Raw genomic sequence first — 21039 nt, 5'->3', positions numbered from 1 at the left:
AGTTCAGTGATACTGGATAGTAGAATCTGTATGCTAAGTGAAAGGAAAGTTAAACCGATGGACAAAAGCAAGGTCATTGCCGCGTACAAACGAGGCTTTATCACCGTTCGTGAGTGCGGGCAAATTCTCGGTGTGGAAGAAATGCAATTGGAGCGCCTTCTGCAGCTGGAAGAGCGTAAGTCTACATTCCCTTCACCAAGCCAGCGGCTCGGCAGCTAACAAGCTGAGGACCGAGCCGAGGAGCGCCATTCATACTCTTAAGGGTATGGATGGCGCTTTTTATTTCGGTATACATACAGTGTTTCTAGGGAGATCCCTTTCTTGTCAAAGCGGATTCCCTATACTATAATGAGCAAAGATCATAGGATTTTAGCGGTTTACAGTTTAAAAGTATAAAAGGGGGAAGACATCATGAGTTTACGCTATTTAACAGCGGGGGAAACGCACGGCCCCCAGCTAACGGCTATTATTGAGGGATTGCCAAGTAATTTAACTTTGGATTTTGAAGAGCTTAACTTTCAATTGCATCGTCGACAAAAGGGATACGGACGTGGACGCCGCATGCAGATTGAAAAAGATACGGCACAAATTGTAGGTGGAGTACGTCACGGCTATACTACGGGTGCTCCGGTAGCCTTGGTAGTAGAGAACAAGGATTGGACTCACTGGAAGAACATTATGAATATTGAACCTATTCCAGGCAGTGATGAAGAAAAACGCCGGGTAAATCGGCCGCGTCCTGGACATGCAGATTTGAATGGTGGATTGAAGTACAATCATACGGATCTTCGCAACGTTCTGGAGCGCTCCAGTGCCCGCGAAACCGCAGCCAGAGTCGCATGTGGCGCTGTAGCCAGACAGCTGCTGGCAGCTTTTGGTGTGAAAGTAGCAGGTCAAGTCATTCGCATTGGTGAAATTGAGGCACCTGTAAATGATCTGCCTATCGATGAACTGATTGAACGGACAGAACAGTCTTCTGTCAGAGTTGTCGACAAAGAAACAGAACAGAAAATGGAGGCTTACATAGATCAGATCAAGGAAGAGGGCGACTCCATCGGTGGAATCGTTGAATGTATCGTCGAAGGACTGCCCATTGGACTTGGCAGCTATGTACAGTCAGACCGGAAGCTGGACGGGGCGATCGCTGGGGCAGTGATGTCGATTAATGCCTTCAAAGGCGTTGAAATCGGCATTGGATTTGAAGCGGGAAAATTGCGTGGATCGCAAGTCCATGATGAAATTATGTATGAAGCTTCTAAAGGATACTATCGCGCAAGCAATCGTTTAGGCGGTTTTGAAGGCGGGATGACGAATGGCATGCCGGTAGTGGTTCGTGGTGTTATGAAGCCTATTCCTACCTTGTATAAGCCACTTCAAAGTGTAGATATCGATACGAAAGAACCTTTTACAGCTCAAGTAGAACGTTCGGATGCATGTGCGGTTCCAGCGGCATGTGTGGTTTTGGAAAGCGTAGTGGCATGGGAAGTTGCCAAAGCATTTCTTGATAAATTCGGCGGGGATTCTCTCGAAGAAATTAAAGCGAATTATGAAAACTATCTTGCACAATTGGAGAGTTATTAATCATGCGTACAATCAATGTAGATTTGGGAGATCGTTCTTATCCAATCCACATCGGTAGTGGTCTGCTGCAGAACATTGCCCAGTACTGTGCTGAGGCTGGACTGTCCACTCGTAGCCCGCTACTGGTTGTGAGTGATAGTGAAGTAGCTCCACGGTATTTACCGGCGCTTGAAGAAGCTCTACGTCAGCAAGGTTATACCGTAGTAAGCCATATTATGCCGGCAGGGGAAGCATCCAAATCATTAACCGTGTATGAAGAGGTTATGACGACCGCGATTCAAGCGGGACTGGATCGCAACTCAGCGGTGTTGGCTTTAGGTGGCGGAGTTGTTGGTGATTTAGCTGGTTTTGTAGCAGCTACCTACATGCGCGGAATAGGATTTCTACAAATTCCAACGACGATTCTGGCCCATGACAGCAGCGTAGGCGGCAAAGTGGCTGTCAATCATCCACTAGCCAAAAATATGGTTGGTGCGTTCTATCAACCTTCGCTGGTGCTTTACGATTTGGATACCCTTCGCACGCTTCCGCCGCGCCAAGTCTCTTCTGGCTTAGCTGAAGTAGTGAAGCATGGTCTGATTATGGACAAAGAATTTGCATATTGGTGCCGTGAACATGCTGATGAGCTGCTTGCTTTGAATGCTGAAGCTCTCGGCTATGCCCTTGAGCGCGGTTGTGCGATCAAAGCTCATGTCGTGGCGAACGATGAACGTGAGCATGGACTTCGGGCGATCCTGAATTTAGGCCATACGATCGGCCATGCTATTGAAGCGGTTGGCGGATACGGTGTGTTTTTGCACGGTGAAGCGATTGCGATTGGTATGGCGGGTTCGGCGCTGCTGGCTGTAAAGCTTGGACGTGACCGATCCATCTATGAGGATACAGTATCTATGTTATCTGCCCTTTCACTGCCTATACAGCTTCCTTCTGAATATGATGAAGAGGAGCTAATGGAAGCAATGATGCATGATAAGAAATTCAAAGAAGGCAGAATGACTTTTATTGTGCCTGATGCCATAGGAGCTGTTAGTATTGTAAACGATGTACAGGAATCGCTTGTGCGAGAGGTTCTGGCAGAGCTTAAAAAGGAGGGGAAACCGTGGTAAATCGAGGGATTCGCGGAGCAACTACCGTGATTAATAACGAAGAAACAGAGATTTTGCGTGAAACCGTTGTGCTGCTGCGGGAGATCGTTGAACGCAATAATGTTATAGCTGAGGATATTAGCAATGTATGGATTACGATGACCAATGATCTGGATGCTACTTTTCCGGCAAGAGCCATTCGTGAGATTGAGGGCTGGGAAATGGTGCCGCTTATGTGTTCAACCGAGATCCCGGTCAAAGGCAGCCTGCCGATGTGTATCCGGTTAATGGTGCAGTTTAATACGGATAAATCACAGCGTGAGATCCGCCATGTGTATCTGAATGAAGCTCAGAAGCTTCGTCCGGATTTGTCGCAGAGTAAGTCTTAAATTTGAGTTGTGGGTTGTCAATGACCCTTGTCATCATGTATAGTGTAATTAGCCGAGTATAGAAGAGTTTAGTTGAGTTGAGATGAGTATAGTTGAGCAGAGTGCAAGAAATTTTTGCGAATATAAGAAAGTATAAGCTTTGTTCTATACATTCTTATATTTCACGCATATACGCTTACCGTCCTTATAAGGACGCTGAAGACGTTATGCCTGATTAGCAGTTTTTGTGTACGCAGAGTCTTTATTTTGATATGTACTGGAGTGTTATTTCACATCCGTGATGTATCTTATTTAGAGATAAGTCTGTAGGCACAACATAACGATGCTGATCATTGCTCAAAAACATATACTTACTTACACAAACCCTCTACTTTGGTAGAGGGTTTTTCTGTGTTTCGGAAAGATTTATATAACTAAGGGGGCATCTAAAAATGACGAATCCGAGTGTTCAAGAGGTGGTAAAGCTGTCGCAGGATTATAATCTGATTCCTGTTGTGAAGCGGCTGCTGGCTGATATGGAAACACCTATCCGGTTATTCCAACGTTTTGCTGAACGTGACCGCGCGTTCTTACTAGAAAGTGTAGAGGGTGGCAAACAATGGGCCCGGTATTCGTTCATCGGCAGCGATCCCTTTTTAATGATATCGGGAAAAAAGGGTGCGATTAACGTAGAGATCGACGGTAAGAAAAAACAGCTGCATGGAAAGCCGATTGAGGAGCTTAAGGCGCTGCTTCGTTCATACCGTAGCCCTAAGCTGGATGAGATGCCGCCTTTTACTGGAGGAGCTATCGGATTTTTTGGATATGATCTGCTGCAATATTATGAGAAGCTGCCTGAGCATCCAGTAGATGATCTCCAAATGGATGATATCCGGTTTATGTTCTGTGATCGCATCATTGTTTTTGATCATGTGAAACAACAAATTCTCCTAGTTGGCAACCTGCATGTTAAAGACGGTGATACGGACTCAGATATCAAATCCAATTACGAAAGCTTAAGTCGTAAGCTTGAGGATATGGCCGAAGAGCTGCAGAAGGAAGGGCCTAAGGAAAATGTGAACCGCCGCAGTATTCCGCAGGATATTGAGCTGGGTGAGATTCATTCCAACCTTACTAAAGAACAATATATCAACAACGTAGAACAAGCGAAGGAATACATTCGGGCTGGCGATATTTTTCAAGTGGTGTTGTCGCAGCGCCTGCATATTGAAACGGAAGTTTCTCCACTGCATGTATACCGGATGCTCAGGACGCTTAACCCATCTCCATATATGTATTATTTGAAAATGGATGAAGAGATTATTGTTGGAACCTCACCGGAAGCGCTCGTAAAGGTAGATGGAAATCGTGTGGAGACACGGCCGATTGCCGGAACAAGACCAAGAGGTGAAAGTGAAGCTTCGGATCGTGCTTACGCCGCGGAGCTGCTGGAGGATGAAAAAGAACGTGCAGAGCATTTGATGCTAGTTGATCTAGGTCGTAATGATTTAGGAAGAGTGTCCAAATTCGGTTCTGTAAAATGTGATTCCTTTATGGAAATTGAAAGATACTCTCATGTCATGCATATGGTATCGAATGTGTCAGGCACGCTTAGCGAGGATAAAGATTTCTTTGATGCCTTTCTCTCCTGTCTGCCAGCCGGTACTGTCTCAGGAGCACCTAAGCTACGGGCAATGGAGATTATTGCTGAATTGGAGCGAGAAGCCCGTGGTGCTTATGCGGGGGCGATTGGATATTTGGGATTCTCGGGAAATATGGATTCATGTATCACCATCCGTACAATCATCTTCCGTAAGGGCAGAGCATATGTGCAGGCTGGGGCGGGTATCGTTTGGGACTCGGTTCCGGAGAAAGAGTATGAAGAGACGGTGAATAAAGCGAAGGGCATGCTAAAAGCTATTCGTATGGCAGAGGCTATGTTCCCACCCGAGATAAAAGAGAAACAAGTCATCAATCAAGATTACATGTACGCATATACCCCTGAACAGGTGGTTTGATTAATAAAAAAGATTACATTAAGGCTGGAGGATGAACATTATGGATGCAACAAAATTGATACAATCAGGAATCGCTGGACTAATCGAAGGCAAAAGTCTGACACGTGTAGAAGCACGGGATATAATGGGTGCAATCATGCTGGGAGAGGCTTCACAGGCGCAAATCGGATCACTGCTGACCGCTTTACGGATTAAGGGAGAGACCGTGGAGGAGATTACGGGGTTTGCGGAAGCCATGAGAGGTTTCGGCACACCTGTCCTTACTGAAAAAGCGCGTCTGCTAGATACATGTGGTACGGGCGGTTCCGGCATCCATAAGTTTAATATTTCTACCGCCTCAGCGATTATTTCATCAGCGGCTTCGGTACGAGTTGCCAAACATGGCAACCGCTCAGCTTCCGGTAGAGCAGGAAGTGCAGATGTACTTGAAGCTTTGGGCGTCAACATTCATCTGAATGCGGATCAGGCCCGGGAATGCTTGGATCGAATCGGCATTTGTTTTTTATTCGCGCAAATCTATCATCCTTCGATGCGGCATGCGGCGGCACCGCGTAAAGAGCTTGGAGTGCGGACGATTTTTAATATGCTTGGTCCGCTTACGAATCCCGCTGGTGCTGACCGTCAGCTGCTGGGGATTTATGATCGGAATAAGACAGAGACGGTGGCTAATGTACTGAAGGAGCTGGGGTCCAAGCGTGCGATGGTTGTTAGCAGCTTGGATGGTCTGGATGAAATCAGCATCTCGGCCCCTACATTAGTGTCTGAGCTAAAAGAGGGCATCGTAACCACGTATGAGGTAACGCCAGAGGCATTAGGTCTTAACAGACATCCACTGGAAGCTGTGCTGGGTGGAGATGCAGCTGAAAATGCGGCGATTATTACCTCGGTCCTTCAAGGGCAGATGAATCCTTATCGCGATATCGTTCTTGCTAACGCCGGAGCCTGTATATATGTTGCTGGTCTGGCAGATACCATGGCCGGAGGCGTAGAGAGAGCAAAAGATGTAGTGGATTCAGGCAAGGCACTATCCAAGCTTAATCAGCTTGTAGCTATGACGGAGGAACTTAATTATGTATCTTGATAAAATTGTCGCGACTAAGATTAAAGAGGTTGAACTGCTCAGTAAAAACTTTTCGCTGGCACAAGCAGAGCGTGATATTGCGCTTCTTCCGGCAACAAGAGGCTTTCGTAAGGCTCTGACCCAAGGGAAGAACAGAGATATGGGCTTGATCGCTGAGGTGAAGAAGGCTTCTCCTTCCAAAGGGTTGATCCGTGAAGATTTTGATCCTGTTTCCATTGCAAAAGGGTATGAAGCTGGAGGTGCAGATTGCTTATCTGTTCTGACGGACACAGAATATTTCCAGGGCAGCGCAGCTTATCTGCAGCAAGTGAAGGAAGCTGTAAATCTGCCGCTGCTTCGCAAAGATTTTATTATCGATGAGAAGCAGATCTACGAAGCACGTCTTCTCGGAGCGGATGCGGTGTTGTTGATCGTCGCTATTTTGACACCGGCACAACTGTCTCATTTTATAGATATAGCTTCAGAGCTTGGATTGGATATCTTGATTGAGGTGCATGACCAAAATGAACTGGCGGTTGTACTGAGCACAGAAAAGATAACCCAACCTAACGTTCTTCTTGGAATTAATAACCGTAATCTACGTACCTTTGAGACCTCTTTGGAGACAACAGCCGAGCTGGCAGCTCTTGTGCCGCAAGGTGTTCCAGTGATCAGCGAAAGCGGAATTTCCGGGTCAACAGACATCGACTACCTAAGAACTACTGGTGCTCACGGAGTGCTCGTTGGGGAGTATCTAATGCGTCAAGCTAACGTAGAGGATGCGGTTAACGGTTTGCTCGGGGAGCTTCCTAACGGAAAGGACCGTGTCCGGCATGGCTGAGACATTAGTAAAAATCTGTGGACTTCAGGACGTTGAAGTGCTAAAATCTATGTTACACTTACCACTAGATTATATCGGATTTGTTTTTGCACCTAGCCGCCGGAAGGTGTCCATAGAGCGTGCTGCCGAACTGATTGCAGAGCTTCCAAATTGGAAGACTGGTCAAATCCCTAAGGCTGCCGGGGTTTTCGTTAATCCGAAGCTGGATGAGTTGAACGAATTGCTGTCTGTGGTGCATTTAGATGTAATTCAGCTTCATGGACAGGAGAGTCCAGCTTTTTGCCAGCAGGTTCGCCGAGCTTATCCACAGGTTCAGGTATGGAAGGCACTGTCCGTTGCTGATCAAGAGCGGGAAAAAGCTGAAAATGAATATACCTTGGAAGATTACGCAGCTGCAGTAGATGCGGTTTTATTAGATACTTATGATCCATTGCAGAGCGGCGGCTCTGGCCGAACCTTCGCATGGAACAAATTACCTGATTACCAAGAAATTGCAGTACAACATGACTTGCCCTTGTTTGTGGCTGGAGGGCTTCATTCAGATAATGTTGGTGAATTGCTTGATACCTATGCCCCGTATGGGGTAGACGTGTCGAGTGGAGTAGAGACTGACGGCATTAAGGATATTCAAAAAATGACAGCTTTTGTGGAAAGGGTGAAGCAATCATGATACAAGTACCGGACCAGCATGGACGTTTCGGTTCATTCGGAGGCCGCTTCGTGCCCGAGACTTTGATGAATGCATTGATTGAGTTGGAGGAGGCCTACCGTAAGTTTTCGGCAGATCCAGCTTTTCAGGAAGAAATAGATTATCTATTAAAGCAGTATTCCGGACGGGAGACCCCGCTGTATTATGCGGAGCGTCTGAGCAAACATCTGGGAGAAGCTAAAATATATCTGAAGCGTGAAGATTTGAATCATACAGGTGCCCATAAGATTAACAATGCGATTGGTCAAGGGATTCTGGCCAAAATGATGGGAAAAACGAAAGTAATCGCTGAGACGGGTGCGGGTCAACATGGTGTAGCCACAGCTACAGTTGCAGCTTTGCTAGGAATGGAATGTAAGGTGTTTATGGGGGAAGAGGATACACGTCGTCAGGCCCTTAACGTATTCCGGATGAAGCTGCTTGGTGCAGAAGTGATTCCCGTTACTTCCGGATCGCGTACTTTAAAAGATGCCGGCAACGAAGCGCTTCGCTACTGGGTTAGCAATGTAGATGATACCTTCTATATATTGGGTTCAGCTGTAGGACCACATCCTTATCCGATGATGGTTCGTAACTTTCAGCGGGTTATTGGGGATGAAACACGGCGCCAGATTCTGGAGGCTGAAGGAAGGCTGCCGGATGTGCTCGTAGCTGCTGTAGGCGGTGGCAGTAATGCCATCGGTATGTTCTATCCATTTGTTGAGGATGAAAATGTCGGTATGATTGGTGTAGAGGCGGCTGGTAAAGGCATTGATACCCCTTTTCATGCGGCAACAATGAGTAAAGGAACTCATGGCGTATTCCAGGGATCAATGAGTTATCTCCTGCAGGATGAGCATGGACAAGTAACAGAAGCACATTCCATCTCCGCAGGCCTGGATTATCCTGGTGTGGGTCCTGAACACTCCTATCTAAAAGATATCGAACGCGCAAAATATGTCCCGATTACAGATGCAGAGGCGCTAGATGCACTGAAGCTGCTATGCGTAACGGAAGGCATTATTCCAGCGTTAGAATCGGCGCATGCGATAGCACATGTTGTAAAAATGGGTCCAACCCTTACTAAGGATGATATTGTTGTCATCTGCCTGTCAGGCCGGGGAGACAAAGACGTAGAATCCATTATGGCGTATACAGAAGGGAAGGGAACTGAATGACAACCCAAACTACAAACCGGATGGATTTGGTATTCCGGAAGCTTAAAGCTGAGAACCGGACCGCATTGATTCCTTTTCTGACTGTTGGAGATCCAGATTTGGAGACTACTCTTGCCATCATCACTGAACTGGAGACAGCAGGGGCAGATATTCTGGAGCTAGGAGTACCATACTCTGATCCGCTTGCAGACGGCCCTGTAATTCAGCGAGCATCTGCCCGGGCACTGCGGGGTGAAGTTCACCTGCGCACTTGCATGGAGACCGCGTTAAAGGCTCGTGAAGCCGGCAGCAGTTTGCCATTTATCTTGTTTTCTTATTACAATCCTATCCTGCAAATGGGTCTAGATACGTTTTTTGCTGATCTGAACAAGCATGAAATTAGCGGACTTATTATCCCGGATCTTCCCGTTGAGGAATCAGCGGAGATGCGGCGCCGTAGTGATGAAGTTGGAGTCAACCTCATTCCTTTAGTTGCACCCACCTCAAGCGAACGTATTGCAAAGATTGTATCCGGTGCGAGCGGGTTTATCTATTGTGTCTCTTCATTAGGGGTGACTGGAGAAAGATCCTCTTTCCATGCGGATGTAGAAGCCTTTATTGATTCCGTTCGTCAAGCTACGGATCTGCCAGTGGCTGTAGGATTTGGGATCTCTACTGGCGAACAGGTTGCCCGTTTTGCTCAGATTTGCGATGGTGTTGTAGTAGGGAGTGCCATTGTCCGCAAAATAGAAGAGGTAATTCCGTTGCTCGATCATCCTGCTACGCGGAATGAGGGACTGTTGCAAATTCGAGAATTTGTGGCACAATTAAAAAGACCATAACAGTGTCATTCTGACCTGTGTATAGTGGAGTAATCAACTATGGAGAGCGAGGACTATTGTATGAATCCAAAACCGAATATAGTTAATCTCCCTGTCTACAAACCAGGGAAACCTATAGACGAAGTCAAGAAGGAGCTTGGCTTAAGTGAGGTTATTAAGCTTGCATCCAATGAGAACCCGTATGGAGCTTCACCGAGTGCAAAAGAAGCAATTCTAGCAGAACTTGAGAATCTTTATCTTTATCCGGACGGCTCAGCCGTTGAATTGACTTCAGCACTTTCCAGCCGTCTTGGCGTGAATAACGACAATATTATTTTTGGCTGTGGCTCAGATGAGATTATTGCACTTATTGCTCGTGCCTTTTTCTTACCGGGTGATGAGACAATCATGGCGGACCAAACCTTCTCCGTGTATAAGAGTAACGCAGACATCGAAAGTGCGGTATCTATTGAGGTGCCACTTGTAAAAGGTACACATGATCTGGATGGGATGCTGGCCCGTATAACGGACCGCACTAAGGTTATCTGGATCTGTAATCCGAATAACCCAACAGGTACGATTGTTCCAGAGGAAGCTTTGGTTTCTTTCCTGGATGCTGTGCCTTCCAATGTAATGGTTGTCCTTGATGAGGCATACTGTGAGTATGTAACAGATCTTTCATACTCCAATGGTATCCAGTTACTGACTCGTTACAAGAATCTGGTTGTGCTTCGCACATTCTCCAAAATTTATGGCTTAGCTGCATTGCGTATTGGATACGGTGTTGCGAGTCCTGAGATCATTTCGTTGATCAACAAGGTACGTGAGCCTTTTAATACTTCACGACTTGCTCAAGCTGCAGCTATTGCTGCTTTGAATGATCAAGATTACGTACAGGAATGCCGTCGTCTTAACAGCGCGGGTATTGTCCAATTGCAAGGTGAATTCAAACGTCTGGGTCTAGAATCCTTCCCGGCACACGGGAACTTCATCATGGTAGATGTTCGTAAGCCTGCTACAGAGGTCTTTGATGCTTTGATGCGTAAAGGAATCATCGTAAGAGCGGGTCATCAGGTTTATCCGACTTATATTCGGGTTACTGTGGGCTCGGCTGAGCAGAATACAGCTTTTATCACCGCGCTGGAACAAACTCTTATAGAGAGTGGAGTACGCGCCTAGTAATAACAGCAAGTCAAGACTAAAGAAGGCAGGTAGTTCAAAGAACATGACGACAAAAATAGCAATATTCGGTGTCGGTCTGATCGGAGGCTCACTGGCCCTTTGCTTTAAAGGCAAGGAGGGCCTGACCGTCGTTGGCCATGCCCACCGTCCTGAATCCGCGAGTAAGTATATTAGCAGAGGTGTGGTCGATAGTGCCACATTGTCTGTGGAGGAAGCGGCAATCGATGCCGATTTCATTTTTTTATGTGTGCCGGTGGGTATGCTAGAGGATTATTTGCAGCAGTTAAGCAAATTGCCGCTCAAGCCCGGCTGCATCATTACAGATGTTGGAAGTACGAAAGCTAGTATTGCCGCATGCGCGGTCTCTTTGGATATTCCTGGAGTACATTTTATCGGCGGTCACCCTATGGCAGGATCAGAGCGTTCAGGTGTTGAGGCAGCTTCATCGCTGTTGTTTGAGAATGCCTATTACGTATTAACGCCTCCACCGGGAGTGCCAGACGAGGCTTATCATGCGTTGGAGTCCTTACTCCACCTTACTAGAGCGCAGATTGTACGCCTTAATCCAGAACGTCATGATGAGATTGTAGGCGCCATTAGTCATTTGCCACATATTATTGCCGTTGCGCTGGTAAATCAGATTAAAGCTTATGATGATACTGACTCCTTGTATAGTACGTTAGCTGCAGGGGGCTTTCGGGATATTACACGGATTGCGTCCAGTGATCCAATTATTTGGCGTGATATCTTGTTAAACAATCGTTCAGTGATGCTTCGTTTATTGAAGGATTGGAACGAGGAAGTTTCTTCTTTTGTTCGTTTGCTGGAAAGTGAAGATGGTGTAGGGATTGAAGAGGCATTTCATGAAGCCAATGGCTTCCGTAGTCAATTGCCTGAACGGCGTAAAGGTATGATAGCACCTTTATTTGACCTACATATTGATGTACCGGATCATCCGGGGATTATCGGTCGTATTGCTACAGAGCTGGGGGATCAAGGAATTAACCTTAGCAACGTACAAATTATCGAAAGCCGTGAAGATGTTCCGGGGATTATGCGTCTCTCTTTCCGTCAGGAGAACGATATGGAGCGGGCGAAGATCCTGTTGCAGCATCATGATTATACGGTATACGTGTAGTATTAAGGTTAGTTCGGGTTCATTTTTAAATCATAAAAAACAGTAAAATAGCGATTCTCATGTGAATAGAGAATCGCTATTTTTTTGTTTTTTGGGTTATTGGTTGCTTATTTCAACATGCCGTCAGTATCGTCATCGGCATCGGTACCACCATAAGTACCAGTATAAGTACCACCTAGTACTTACGGACCCTAATGACGTTATTTGCTCGTTTTTTGCCTTTGAAGCAGTCTTTCGGACTCCACAGACGCTATTTCACATAAAGAGGCTTATATTGGGTGTTTTTCGTGTCAATAGCTGCTATGCGGTCCGTTAGCATCCCAAATGCGGATTAATGCTGCATTTAAGGTCAACTGTGTCCGATAGCGACTTCGTACAAGCTAAATGTTTATTGGATCAACGAAGAAAAGAAAGGAGTGCCGCAAAATGCTTCCGGATTTATACCCGCGGACTCTAATTTAGGTTTGGTTTGTTGCAACTGTTCCCAAACTCGCTTTCTTCATTCTGATCAGTATTTCTTCCATGAAATTCTCTGGTACTTGAGTTTATTTCGTCGTAACTATTTCGACTATCTACAAAACGATTTCTTGCTGCTCCTAGACCGACAATAAAGAGTAAGACCGAAGCTCCAAGCAGTATGAAAAGTGGCACGTTCCAACTATTTGTCGTGTCATGCAAATATCCTATAAGGGCAGGACCAATTGCGGCAAGCAGATATCCGATCGATTGCGCCATACCAGACAGTTCCGCTGCTTGATGCGCATTTTTAGTACGTAAACCGAAAAACATCATGGACAAGCTAAAGGCGCAGCCTCCACCAATTCCGAGTATGATGATCCACAACAGAATGATATTGGAGCTTCCGTAAAGCAGTCCGAGCGTTCCCGTCAAAAGTAAAATGGTTGTGATGAACACTAACGAACGTTGATTTGACATTCGCCCTGCAATAACGGGGACAATAAAGGTAAATGGAAGCAGCGCTAACTGCATTATTGAGAGGTACCATCCTGATTGGCTTGAGTCGATGCCTTGCTGTTTTAAAATTTCAGGCAACCATGCGATTAGCACATAGAAAATCATGGACTGCATCCCCATAAACAAGGTTACTTGCCAGGCAAGAGGGGAACGCCAAACATTCACATCATTGCCGGCCATCTGTTGACTCGTCGAGGCTGTTTGCTTCGTATGCTTCCTTAATTGAGGCAACCAGCAGAGGATCGATACAAAGCTTAGGATCCCCCAAATTCCCAATGCACCCTGCCATTTTAAACCTGCGTTTGCAGCTAGCGGTACACTGATTCCCGATGCGATCGCTCCAGATAAACTCATTGAAATTGCAAATACACCAGTCATGGCACCGATTTTATTAGGGAAATCACGTTTGATTAAACTTGGCATTAATACATTACAAACGGCAATTGCAAATCCAAGAATTGCAGTTCCAATATACAGATTTGCAGCCCCAGATAAAGAACGTATTACAATACCAACAGTCAAAAAGATCAGAGCAAACAAAATTAAAAGTTCTACTCCATACCTACGTCCTAGTTTTGGTACTAGAGGCGATAATAAAGCAAAGGTAAGTAAAGGTACCGTTGTGATCAAGCCTGCTAAAGTATTGGAAATATGAACGTCACCCCTAATGAGATCCACTAAAGGACCGACCGAGGTTAAGGGAGCACGTAAATTTGCGGCAATAATAATAATGCCGAGTAGTAGCAGCCCTAAAGATGATGGTACGAATTTTTTATTCGGCATTCTTCATTTTCCCTCCCAGAATTAATGCGTACTAATATCCGCGCGGACAATTAAAGTATAGTATAATATATTAAATTTAACAATAAGTATTTTAAAGTTTACTTTATTGAGATGGTTCTATAAATTGAAATGCTTATATTAGATAAAAAAATACAACTCAGAGTTTCCATTTAGAATGGAATACTGAGTTGCATGTAATAGGTGAAATTTTCGACTTTTAGAAACCATATTTTAAGGAGATATGGAGCACTGTTTCGCTATTCGTATGATTGGTATAAGAGTGAGGGCGATCTGCACGAAAACTGATCGTATCATATTGATTCAATGTATACATCTCTCCATCGACTCGAATTTCAATGGAACCAGTCATTACTGTCGCAATTTCAGTTGTATTCACATGATGACCTTCAGGGTGATACGAACTATTTGGCTGTAAGTAAGCCCGACACATTTCAATATCGTTGCTTACATTTTTAAAGACGGGTTCTATGATCCAATTCTTTTGATCATTAGAAAACCGAAGACCTTCGCCTGCTCGATACAAACTAACAGGATCTTCAGATTTGAACAAAGCTAATAGGGGCAAAGATATGCCTTTTGAAATTTTCCATATTATCGCCAAAGTTGGATTTGTCTCGCCACGTTCGATATTCCCCAGAGTAAGTTTGCTTACGCCTGTTAATTCCGCTAAGTCATCTAAGCTCATGTTTTTTTCTTTTCTGTACTTTTTCAAGGCACCGCCGATTTGTAGTACCAGTTGTTTTGAGTCATCGATTTCATCCATTTCAAATTCACCTCAACAAATAACTTTATAGCTAGTATATTGTTTATCCTGACTCTTTTCCATACGATTAGGATTAGAGGGTGGATTACACACGCAGCTAAACAAAATCTGACGTCTATGTAACGACCCGTAGGTTTATCACCTTCCCCGGTTTAATCCTTTATTTTTGCAAAAGGAGGGATACCAATGGGGTGAGCGCAGAGGAGTCTATATTTGTAGGTGATCATCCAATGAATGACGTACAAGCGAGCCGTAACGCAGGGCTGCAAGCCATTGGGAAACGTAATGAGCAGATATCTCTTCAAGTGGACGTAGACGGGGTAATAGATGATTGTGGGGATTTGTGGAAGCTAATTCGCTCGCTATATTAAAAATAATCTAATATAGATCATCTAAAAAAAAGGTAGAGCGCTTTCAGGACAAAAAAAGACCGCTTACAAAGTAAGCGGCTACAGTTCACAATAAATTGGAACCGTTAAGTATTGGATAGGAGTGGAGAGAAACCATACTGTACTTTCATTATATGTATACGTTTACATTTTGTCAACAGTTTTTAAAAATTGATAAATGTGTTATTTTTAAAGCCGGATTCTAAGTCAGAAATCCAATGTCGGGTCTTGCTGGCGAGTCGACCTATCTAAAGTCTATTAATGTCATCCTATGAGAATATGTGGTACAATAGAGCAGGTATGTTTCTAGATTCGTTTCTATATTTATGTAAAATTAGAAGTATGCCTTATTTCTTTTTGTCTTCTTCATATACATCATGCCTTAATTATCGGGTAGTTGAATATACATAGGTGTATTTCATAAAAAAACTAAAAATTTGCAGTAACACCGCAACTTTTAAAGCCCAAACCGGTATAATAAGTACGGACCGGATGGGAAAAGACGTGCAAGGGCGAGGAGGGCCAATCTCACCATGACGGATTCCCAGTTGATCCAGCAAATCAAACAAGGAAACACGGAATTATATTCAGAATTAATGCGTCGCTATCAACGTAAAATACTAGCATTTGTATATCATATGCTTAGAAATTCACATATGGAGCTTATCGCAGAGGACCTTTGTTCGGAGACCTTCTACAAGGCATTTCGTAGCTTGCATTCCTTTCGAGAGGTAGATGCTTCATTCTCAACATGGCTGTACACTATCGCCCGCAACACTGTTCTAAGTGAGCTTCGCAAGAACCGTGCCGGTAATGTATCTCTGGAAGAGAGTGGATATACACCAGTAGCACCGTTTGAAGTTGCACCCGAGCAGGCTGCATTGCGCAATGAACGGATGAATTTGGTCCGTGAGGCGATAAATAATCTTCCCGAAAAACAACGCTCTGCACTTATCCTACGTGAATATGATCAAATGGACTATCAAGAAATCGCAGAAATTTTAGATCAGAGTGTAAGCTCAGTGAAATCATTATTGTTTCGTGCCAGGAGTAGTGTGAAGCTTCAACTCGAATCCTATTTCAATGAGCCTGAAGTTGAAGAGCAGGTTGAGAGGGTGTAAGGCGAATGAATTGCAGGGAAGCGCAAGAATGTATTCCGCTCTTGTGGGACGCTCCCCCCACACATCCTAGGCGGATTTTACTTGAAAGACATATTGAAACTTGTCCTTACTGCGCTGCAGAATGGGCTCTATGGCAAGAGAGCAGCCTGCTTATGCAAGATTTGAGGGAAGAGATCAGTGAAGAGCGTGCTGAAGCCATAAATGTTAAGGTCATGGAGCGGATTTATTTAGAGAGTCCATGGTTGATGCCCGGTGACGGGAAATCTGCTGGGACCTCTGCTATTGTTCGCCATCGGCTTAGCTTATGGATCGCATGCTTTCTGGCAATATTTCTGTCCAGCGTTCTTTATTTTACGATGTTCAGAACTCCAGGTGATGCAGTTGTTGCTCAGAGTGGAATTGTGGAGACAGGTGTCGCTGGATCCTCGATGGAATGGCAATCAACGTATCCAATTTTGGGCTCTGAAGGTGGGATCATTGAACCCCTTGTAGTAAGTATGGGACCCACTCATCCTCAATACTGGATGATGTTATCAATGTTAGGTGTAGGCTTTGCAGTATTTTCATTAACTAGGCTGAATCGTTATCGCCGATCATAGAGGGTTATTAGACGTATGTCTTTGCTTCCGTTGTTTATAATATTCAGAACATTGAATGAGTCCCTTTACTTAATGTAATGAGGGGCTTTTTGCATTGTAAAACTCATAAAAAGAAGACTTTTTATTTCATCCATGTTACATTAAGAGACAAATACTTTGCTGAAAAGGGGGAGGCAACATGCTAATCGGCTTGATACGCCATGGATTGACGGACTGGAACGCGATAGGGAAAATACAGGGACAAAGTGATATTCCACTTAATGATGAAGGACGGATGCAAGCTGCAATGCTTGCTGACCGCTTATTACAGGAACCGTACAGCTGGGACTGCTGCGTTACTAGTAATCTTTCCCGCGCTGCTGAGACCGGTAAGATTATTGCTGACAAGTTAGGGATTCCGCTATTAGAACCTGATCAGCGTATCCGGGAACGTGCTTATGGGCAGGTAGAGGGGCTTACTGCCGCAGAACGTGAAGAGAAGTGGGGTAAGGAATGGAGCCAGCTCTCCCTCGGTCAAGAAACCGACGAACAGCTTCAGGCGCGGGCTCTTGCTTTTATGGAAGATATTTCTGCATTGCATCCCAATCGGAATATACTCGTCATATCCCATGGAGGATTTCTTGCTCAGCTGTATACTGCTCTTTACAAGGATAAGTATTCTGAACGAATTGGCAATCTATCCTTGACGATTCTGGAGAAGAAAGAGCGGGAATGGAACCCTATTTTATATAATTGTACTCGCCATATCCTGCAAAATCAGCATTAACCCGGGCTTCGGGTTATTTTTTTTGCAATAAAGGGAATAAAATAGGCAGTATTCCCCATAATGGTAGTAAAACGGTGAGGCGATAAAACATGAATCTGGCGGATATGCTTACTTATGCAGATATTGGACAGCTGACCGCCATAGCGGGCCGCTACCGGTGTGAATGCAAACAGAATTCCAAACACGACTTGATCCAAAGTATTTTGATTATGCTTGGAAGCAGAAGTTTTATGGAGTCTCATATCCGGGAATGCACTCCGGAGGATTTAAGGTTTTTGAATACATTGCTTTTTGATGAACGCACCTACTTTAGTCTTGAGGATTTGTTGGCTGTGGCAAGGCAAGCGTCTTTTAATGCACCTGAAGGAAAAACTGGAGGTTTCCGGGAGATGGTCTCTCGCTTCAAGAGTGGAGGCTGGCTCTTTAGTGGTTCCTCACAGCAGACCAGATATTTGTACCAGGTACCCAAAGATTTAAAAGAGCGTTTTCGGGAGACGATGAGTGCGCATATCAAAGAGAGCATCGCAACTAGCCCTGAACCTGTGATGTATCGCAGTGAAGGAGAATTAATGATCAGTGATCTGGTAATGCTGCTGAGATATATTAAGGACAATGAGCCAGAACTGAATCAGGAAGGGGCAATGTATAGGCGTTATCAGCAAGGTGTGATGAACGCGCTTCATATTCCGGAGGAGCTTCTTAGCAAAGGCGGTTGGAGGTTTGGTTATGGGAGAGCTTGTGAGCATTATCCTCCAAGATTTGCGCTTTTGTATGACTATATTCGTCACCGCCGCTGGATCTCTGAGGAAGGCTTCCGGCTAAGGCTTACTGCGACCGGTGAGGCTGTGTTAAACGATGGAAAATGTGATTCGTTGATGCAGATATTCTCTTTTTGGTTAAGACTATATAAAGGGGCTGTGCCAAATCTACCTTCACTTGTGTATTGGATAAGCATCAGCGCCGGTAATTGGGTGACAGTACCTTCTTTAGTGGATGGTGTGGGGTGGCTAATTAAACCGTTTTATTATGACAGTGCTGCTTCTATTCTAGAGCAACGTATAATACGGATGATGGTGCACCTAGGGATGCTTAAATTGGGCGAGACTTCTGGTGGACTCGCTGTGATGATGACGCCATGGGGGATAGAGACAGCCGTGCCTAAGTATCTTCGGTAGAGGTGCGTGTGCGAAATGCTTATGGGGATTACATACGCAGATGTAGGAATCCGTTATTGTTGCTGATGGGTACAATAGAGGAAGTATTGAGCGGAATGGGCAAATATGTAGAACGAAGACAGGATTGATGAATATGCTTTAGTAGGTGCCGATTCTCTTGAAACCGAAAACATAATCATCTTGATGGATATCAAAATATCAAATAACAAGAAAAAAGGATCTCTTAAACAGCGGAGGTGTATCGAATGGACAAAATGAAGGCTACGTATGAAGTGATGCTAGGACTTGCGGCAGAAATGGTGTGGGATGAAGCGCTGCGAAAGCGTCGCTCCGACATCTTGCACCGTGAGATTGACACGGCGCTGGCTACCGGAGATGAGATGGCTTTCCGAAATCTTACTGAGGAACTTAAAAGTTTGGCATAAAGAAATGCGCTTAGCGCATTTCTTTTTTTGCTTATAATCTACTCAATTTGCTTAATCGAACGAAAATATAAAATCTAAATCTGGACGTTCCTCCTCCTCCTTCAATATAATGGGTTCTATAACTTCAGGAAGCTTTGCGAAAGAACGGAAAAATTAACAATTATACATAGGGAGATGAATGGGAATGAAATTCAGCGATTTTGAGGTGGACACTTGGGAAGAAAATCAAAAATTCTATGATACATGTCTCATACCTTTTACAGGATTAAGTGGACTTGAGAGTCCTCCTGAGACCGTTCAGGCACTCGAAAGATTACGTAATTTCATGGATATGGTGGAAATACCGTTCAAGGGGCGGATCGTGACTTACCCAGCCATTCAGTACGCTGGAGAGGGCTATGTGAATTTAATTAATGAGATTTGCCAAAAAGTCAAATCCAGTGGTTTCCAGCATGTAGTGGTGTTGACAGCGGATGTACCTCTCCAAGAAAGCCAAATCTATGAAAGCGATTTAGTTCTCTCTCTGCCTATCATTGAGGCTTCTCAAGAAGGGAGGAATAACAGTGAAATTAGTATGAAAATTCAAGACATGTGGCGGGGATGAACTCCTTATAAATGTGACAGAAAATCAACAATTATAGGTTGAAACCGCTTTTTAGCCTGTCACAAATTAGACAATATTCTTGACGGGTTTTGGAGCCTAAGCTATTATTAGGTTGAATCCAAATGGTATGTGATGTATTTCATTGAAAAGATTTGAAAACGGATTATTTATATTGAGACATCTCTGATCGGACACCACAGATACTTTCTTATATCTTGAGAAGGGGGTTATATAACAGTATGAGCAGCCATAATGAACAACAGGAGACATGGCCTGAACAACCACCCAGCCGTAAAGAGATGTCGCGCAGGCAATTTTTGACCTACACGCTTGGTGGCGCCACTGCTTTTATGGGGGCGGGTACAATTCTCCCCATGGTCCGTTTTGTCGTGGATCCGATATTACATAAGAAGGGTGCTGGAGATTTTATCAAGGTTGCTGAGATAAGCAAAATCACCGAAGAGCCCCAGGAATTTACTTTTGAATTGAAACAGAAGGACGGATGGTACGACAGTACAGCGACACTCACTGCGTGGATCCGGAAAGACGCGAAGGGTGATATTTATGCGCTTTCACCGATTTGTAAACATTTGGGATGTACGGTCGGGTGGAACAACGATAAAGCTCATCCGGACGAATATCACTGCCCTTGCCATGGTGCACGTTATACAAAGCTTGGCAAAAATCTCGAAGTTGCTCCTAAGCCGCTTGACCAGTATAAAACGAAATTCGATAACGGGTGGGTGCTTTTGGGAGACATTGTGCCAAATACAGTAGCTCGTGAGGAGGCGTAGTTCTGATGTTTAAAAATGTCTATAACTGGATTGACGAACGTCTGGATGTTACGCCGATTTGGAGAGACGTGGCCGATCACGAGGTTCCTGAGCATGTTAATCCGGCCCATCATTTCTCTGCGTTCGTGTATTGCTTTGGCGGACTGACCTTTTTTATTACAGTCATACAGATTTTATCAGGTATGTTCTTAACGATGTATTATGTTCCGGACATTATTAATGCTTATGCTAGTGTTGAGTATTTGCAGACAAGTGTTGCATTTGGACAGATTGTCCGCGGGATGCATCACTGGGGCGCAAGTCTAGTAATTGTTATGATGTTCCTTCATACAATGCGCGTCTTCTTTACAGGCTCTTACAAAGCGCCGCGCGAGATGAACTGGGTAGTTGGAATGCTGATTTTCTTCGTAATGTTGGGACTTGGTTTAACAGGTTACTTGTTGCCTTGGGATAATAAAGCTTATTTCGCAACAAAGGTAACTCTTGAAATAGCCAATTCTGTTCCAGTGATGGGGCCGGTGCTGAAGGAACTGATGCAAGGTGGAACGATTGTTGGTGCCGAAACCTTAACTCGTTTTTTCGCATTACATGTATTCTTCCTCCCAGCGGTGCTTCTTAGTCTGCTCGTAGGACACTTTATTATGATCCGCAGACAAGGGATTTCCGGACCGTTGTAAGTTAATCT

At 44.7% G+C, this 21039-nt stretch carries 23 protein-coding genes; 21 read left to right on the top strand and 2 right to left on the bottom strand.

Going from position 1 to position 21039, the window contains the following annotated elements; all coding sequences use genetic code 11:
- Positions 1-30: 30 nt before the first annotated feature.
- The 12 genes from MHI25_RS21240 (at position 31) to MHI25_RS21185 (ending at position 11939) form a co-directional block, all read left to right on the top strand.
- The gene (locus MHI25_RS21240) at positions 31-219 is read left to right on the top strand and encodes a hypothetical protein (RefSeq protein WP_312148616.1); all 189 of its coding nucleotides are present in this window, start codon (positions 31-33) and stop codon (positions 217-219) included.
- Positions 220-411: 192 nt separating this feature from the next.
- Positions 412-1581 carry a chorismate synthase gene (aroC, locus tag MHI25_RS21235; RefSeq protein ID WP_076302762.1) on the top strand — a complete coding sequence of 390 codons (1170 nt, stop codon included), beginning with the start codon at positions 412-414 and terminating at the stop codon, positions 1579-1581.
- A gap of 2 nt (positions 1582-1583) precedes the next feature.
- The gene (gene aroB, locus MHI25_RS21230) at positions 1584-2687 is read left to right on the top strand and encodes a 3-dehydroquinate synthase (RefSeq protein WP_076184012.1); all 1104 of its coding nucleotides are present in this window, start codon (positions 1584-1586) and stop codon (positions 2685-2687) included.
- Positions 2681-3055, top strand: coding sequence for a chorismate mutase (gene aroH / locus MHI25_RS21225; RefSeq protein WP_076127508.1), 375 nt, complete (start codon positions 2681-2683; stop codon positions 3053-3055). Before aroB ends, aroH begins: the two co-directional genes overlap by 7 nt.
- Positions 3056-3486: 431 nt before the next feature.
- The gene (gene trpE, locus MHI25_RS21220; protein ID WP_076127509.1) at positions 3487-5052 is read left to right on the top strand and encodes an anthranilate synthase component I; all 1566 of its coding nucleotides are present in this window, start codon (positions 3487-3489) and stop codon (positions 5050-5052) included.
- 40 nt (positions 5053-5092) lie between these two features.
- Positions 5093-6133: an anthranilate phosphoribosyltransferase gene (trpD, locus tag MHI25_RS21215; protein WP_175617300.1), complete on the top strand. Its 1041-nt coding sequence runs from the start codon at positions 5093-5095 to the stop codon at positions 6131-6133.
- The gene (trpC, locus tag MHI25_RS21210; RefSeq protein WP_076127512.1) at positions 6123-6953 is read left to right on the top strand and encodes an indole-3-glycerol phosphate synthase TrpC; all 831 of its coding nucleotides are present in this window, start codon (positions 6123-6125) and stop codon (positions 6951-6953) included. The genes trpD and trpC overlap by 11 nt, the downstream gene beginning before the upstream one ends.
- Positions 6946-7623: a phosphoribosylanthranilate isomerase gene (locus MHI25_RS21205; RefSeq protein WP_340394200.1), complete on the top strand. Its 678-nt coding sequence runs from the start codon at positions 6946-6948 to the stop codon at positions 7621-7623. Before trpC ends, MHI25_RS21205 begins: the two co-directional genes overlap by 8 nt.
- Positions 7620-8819, top strand: coding sequence for a tryptophan synthase subunit beta (gene trpB / locus MHI25_RS21200; RefSeq protein ID WP_076127515.1), 1200 nt, complete (start codon positions 7620-7622; stop codon positions 8817-8819). The genes MHI25_RS21205 and trpB overlap by 4 nt, the downstream gene beginning before the upstream one ends.
- On the top strand, positions 8816-9640 hold the full coding sequence (gene trpA / locus MHI25_RS21195; RefSeq protein WP_076127517.1) for a tryptophan synthase subunit alpha: 825 nt from the start codon (positions 8816-8818) through the stop codon (positions 9638-9640). Before trpB ends, trpA begins: the two co-directional genes overlap by 4 nt.
- Positions 9641-9700: 60 nt before the next feature.
- On the top strand, positions 9701-10798 hold the full coding sequence (gene hisC, locus MHI25_RS21190) for a histidinol-phosphate transaminase (RefSeq protein ID WP_248548493.1): 1098 nt from the start codon (positions 9701-9703) through the stop codon (positions 10796-10798).
- Between the two features lie 46 nt (positions 10799-10844).
- On the top strand, positions 10845-11939 hold the full coding sequence (locus tag MHI25_RS21185) for a prephenate dehydrogenase (protein ID WP_036676253.1): 1095 nt from the start codon (positions 10845-10847) through the stop codon (positions 11937-11939).
- Positions 11940-12392: 453 nt separating this feature from the next.
- On the opposite strand, the gene MHI25_RS21180 is transcribed toward MHI25_RS21185, so the two are convergent.
- Together MHI25_RS21180 and MHI25_RS21175 are read right to left on the bottom strand one after the other, a co-directional pair.
- Positions 12393-13697, bottom strand: coding sequence for an MFS transporter (locus MHI25_RS21180; RefSeq protein WP_340394197.1), 1305 nt, complete (start codon positions 13695-13697; stop codon positions 12393-12395).
- Between the two features lie 217 nt (positions 13698-13914).
- The gene (locus MHI25_RS21175; protein ID WP_076134680.1) at positions 13915-14481 is read right to left on the bottom strand and encodes an XRE family transcriptional regulator; all 567 of its coding nucleotides are present in this window, start codon (positions 14479-14481) and stop codon (positions 13915-13917) included.
- Between the two features lie 191 nt (positions 14482-14672).
- Here MHI25_RS21175 and MHI25_RS21170 point away from each other — a divergent pair, with 191 nt between their 5' ends.
- The 9 genes from MHI25_RS21170 (at position 14673) to MHI25_RS21130 (ending at position 21031) form a co-directional block, all read left to right on the top strand.
- Positions 14673-14852 carry a hypothetical protein gene (locus MHI25_RS21170; protein WP_076127519.1) on the top strand — a complete coding sequence of 60 codons (180 nt, stop codon included), beginning with the start codon at positions 14673-14675 and terminating at the stop codon, positions 14850-14852.
- 551 nt (positions 14853-15403) lie between these two features.
- The gene (locus MHI25_RS21165; protein WP_036676255.1) at positions 15404-15991 is read left to right on the top strand and encodes a sigma-70 family RNA polymerase sigma factor; all 588 of its coding nucleotides are present in this window, start codon (positions 15404-15406) and stop codon (positions 15989-15991) included.
- A 152-nt stretch (positions 15992-16143) separates the two neighbouring features.
- Complete coding sequence (locus tag MHI25_RS21160) at positions 16144-16590, top strand: hypothetical protein (RefSeq protein WP_051490909.1); 447 nt, start codon at positions 16144-16146, stop codon at positions 16588-16590.
- A gap of 178 nt (positions 16591-16768) precedes the next feature.
- Positions 16769-17356, top strand: a complete 588-nt coding sequence (locus tag MHI25_RS21155; RefSeq protein ID WP_076127520.1) for a histidine phosphatase family protein — start codon at positions 16769-16771, stop codon at positions 17354-17356.
- An 89-nt stretch (positions 17357-17445) separates the two neighbouring features.
- Entirely contained in the window at positions 17446-18531 is a 1086-nt protein-coding gene (locus MHI25_RS21150; RefSeq protein ID WP_340394191.1) for a hypothetical protein, read from the top strand.
- A gap of 245 nt (positions 18532-18776) precedes the next feature.
- Complete coding sequence (locus tag MHI25_RS21145) at positions 18777-18956, top strand: IDEAL domain-containing protein (protein ID WP_036676261.1); 180 nt, start codon at positions 18777-18779, stop codon at positions 18954-18956.
- Between the two features lie 184 nt (positions 18957-19140).
- Positions 19141-19560: a DUF2487 family protein gene (locus MHI25_RS21140; protein ID WP_076127523.1), complete on the top strand. Its 420-nt coding sequence runs from the start codon at positions 19141-19143 to the stop codon at positions 19558-19560.
- Positions 19561-19799: 239 nt separating this feature from the next.
- The gene (locus tag MHI25_RS21135) at positions 19800-20354 is read left to right on the top strand and encodes a ubiquinol-cytochrome c reductase iron-sulfur subunit (RefSeq protein ID WP_076127525.1); all 555 of its coding nucleotides are present in this window, start codon (positions 19800-19802) and stop codon (positions 20352-20354) included.
- A 5-nt stretch (positions 20355-20359) separates the two neighbouring features.
- A complete protein-coding gene (locus MHI25_RS21130) occupies positions 20360-21031 on the top strand; it encodes a cytochrome b6 (protein WP_036676266.1) in 672 nt (223 codons plus the stop codon).
- The last annotated feature ends 8 nt before the right edge of the window (positions 21032-21039 follow it).

The organism is Paenibacillus sp. FSL E2-0177, from assembly GCF_037992975.1.
Classification (GTDB): domain Bacteria; phylum Bacillota; class Bacilli; order Paenibacillales; family Paenibacillaceae; genus Paenibacillus_AQ; species Paenibacillus_AQ odorifer.
The sequence above is the reverse complement of the archived record's forward strand: the minus strand, read 5'-3'. Positions and strand labels throughout refer to the sequence as shown.

Bases quoted from the DNA above. Each gene is read 5' to 3' on its own strand.
- MHI25_RS21140 (WP_076127523.1), top strand. From the start codon at position 19,141: ATGAAATTCAGCGATTTTGAGGTGGACACTTGGGAAGAAAATCAAAAA.
- MHI25_RS21130 (WP_036676266.1), top strand. From the start codon at position 20,360: ATGTTTAAAAATGTCTATAACTGGATTGACGAACGTCTGGATGTTACG.
- MHI25_RS21185 (WP_036676253.1), top strand. From the start codon at position 10,845: ATGACGACAAAAATAGCAATATTCGGTGTCGGTCTGATCGGAGGCTCA.
- trpB (WP_076127515.1), top strand. From the start codon at position 7,620: ATGATACAAGTACCGGACCAGCATGGACGTTTCGGTTCATTCGGAGGC.
- trpC (WP_076127512.1), top strand. From the start codon at position 6,123: ATGTATCTTGATAAAATTGTCGCGACTAAGATTAAAGAGGTTGAACTG.
- MHI25_RS21175 (WP_076134680.1), bottom strand. From the start codon at position 14,481: ATGGATGAAATCGATGACTCAAAACAACTGGTACTACAAATCGGCGGT.
- trpA (WP_076127517.1), top strand. From the start codon at position 8,816: ATGACAACCCAAACTACAAACCGGATGGATTTGGTATTCCGGAAGCTT.
- MHI25_RS21155 (WP_076127520.1), top strand. From the start codon at position 16,769: ATGCTAATCGGCTTGATACGCCATGGATTGACGGACTGGAACGCGATA.
- aroB (WP_076184012.1), top strand. From the start codon at position 1,584: ATGCGTACAATCAATGTAGATTTGGGAGATCGTTCTTATCCAATCCAC.
- trpD (WP_175617300.1), top strand. From the start codon at position 5,093: ATGGATGCAACAAAATTGATACAATCAGGAATCGCTGGACTAATCGAA.
- MHI25_RS21145 (WP_036676261.1), top strand. From the start codon at position 18,777: ATGGACAAAATGAAGGCTACGTATGAAGTGATGCTAGGACTTGCGGCA.
- MHI25_RS21240 (WP_312148616.1), top strand. From the start codon at position 31: ATGCTAAGTGAAAGGAAAGTTAAACCGATGGACAAAAGCAAGGTCATT.
- MHI25_RS21150 (WP_340394191.1), top strand. From the start codon at position 17,446: ATGAATCTGGCGGATATGCTTACTTATGCAGATATTGGACAGCTGACC.
- trpE (WP_076127509.1), top strand. From the start codon at position 3,487: ATGACGAATCCGAGTGTTCAAGAGGTGGTAAAGCTGTCGCAGGATTAT.
- aroC (WP_076302762.1), top strand. From the start codon at position 412: ATGAGTTTACGCTATTTAACAGCGGGGGAAACGCACGGCCCCCAGCTA.
- MHI25_RS21205 (WP_340394200.1), top strand. From the start codon at position 6,946: ATGGCTGAGACATTAGTAAAAATCTGTGGACTTCAGGACGTTGAAGTG.
- MHI25_RS21160 (WP_051490909.1), top strand. From the start codon at position 16,144: ATGCAAGATTTGAGGGAAGAGATCAGTGAAGAGCGTGCTGAAGCCATA.
- MHI25_RS21180 (WP_340394197.1), bottom strand. From the start codon at position 13,697: ATGCCGAATAAAAAATTCGTACCATCATCTTTAGGGCTGCTACTACTC.
- MHI25_RS21165 (WP_036676255.1), top strand. From the start codon at position 15,404: ATGACGGATTCCCAGTTGATCCAGCAAATCAAACAAGGAAACACGGAA.
- MHI25_RS21135 (WP_076127525.1), top strand. From the start codon at position 19,800: ATGAGCAGCCATAATGAACAACAGGAGACATGGCCTGAACAACCACCC.
- hisC (WP_248548493.1), top strand. From the start codon at position 9,701: ATGAATCCAAAACCGAATATAGTTAATCTCCCTGTCTACAAACCAGGG.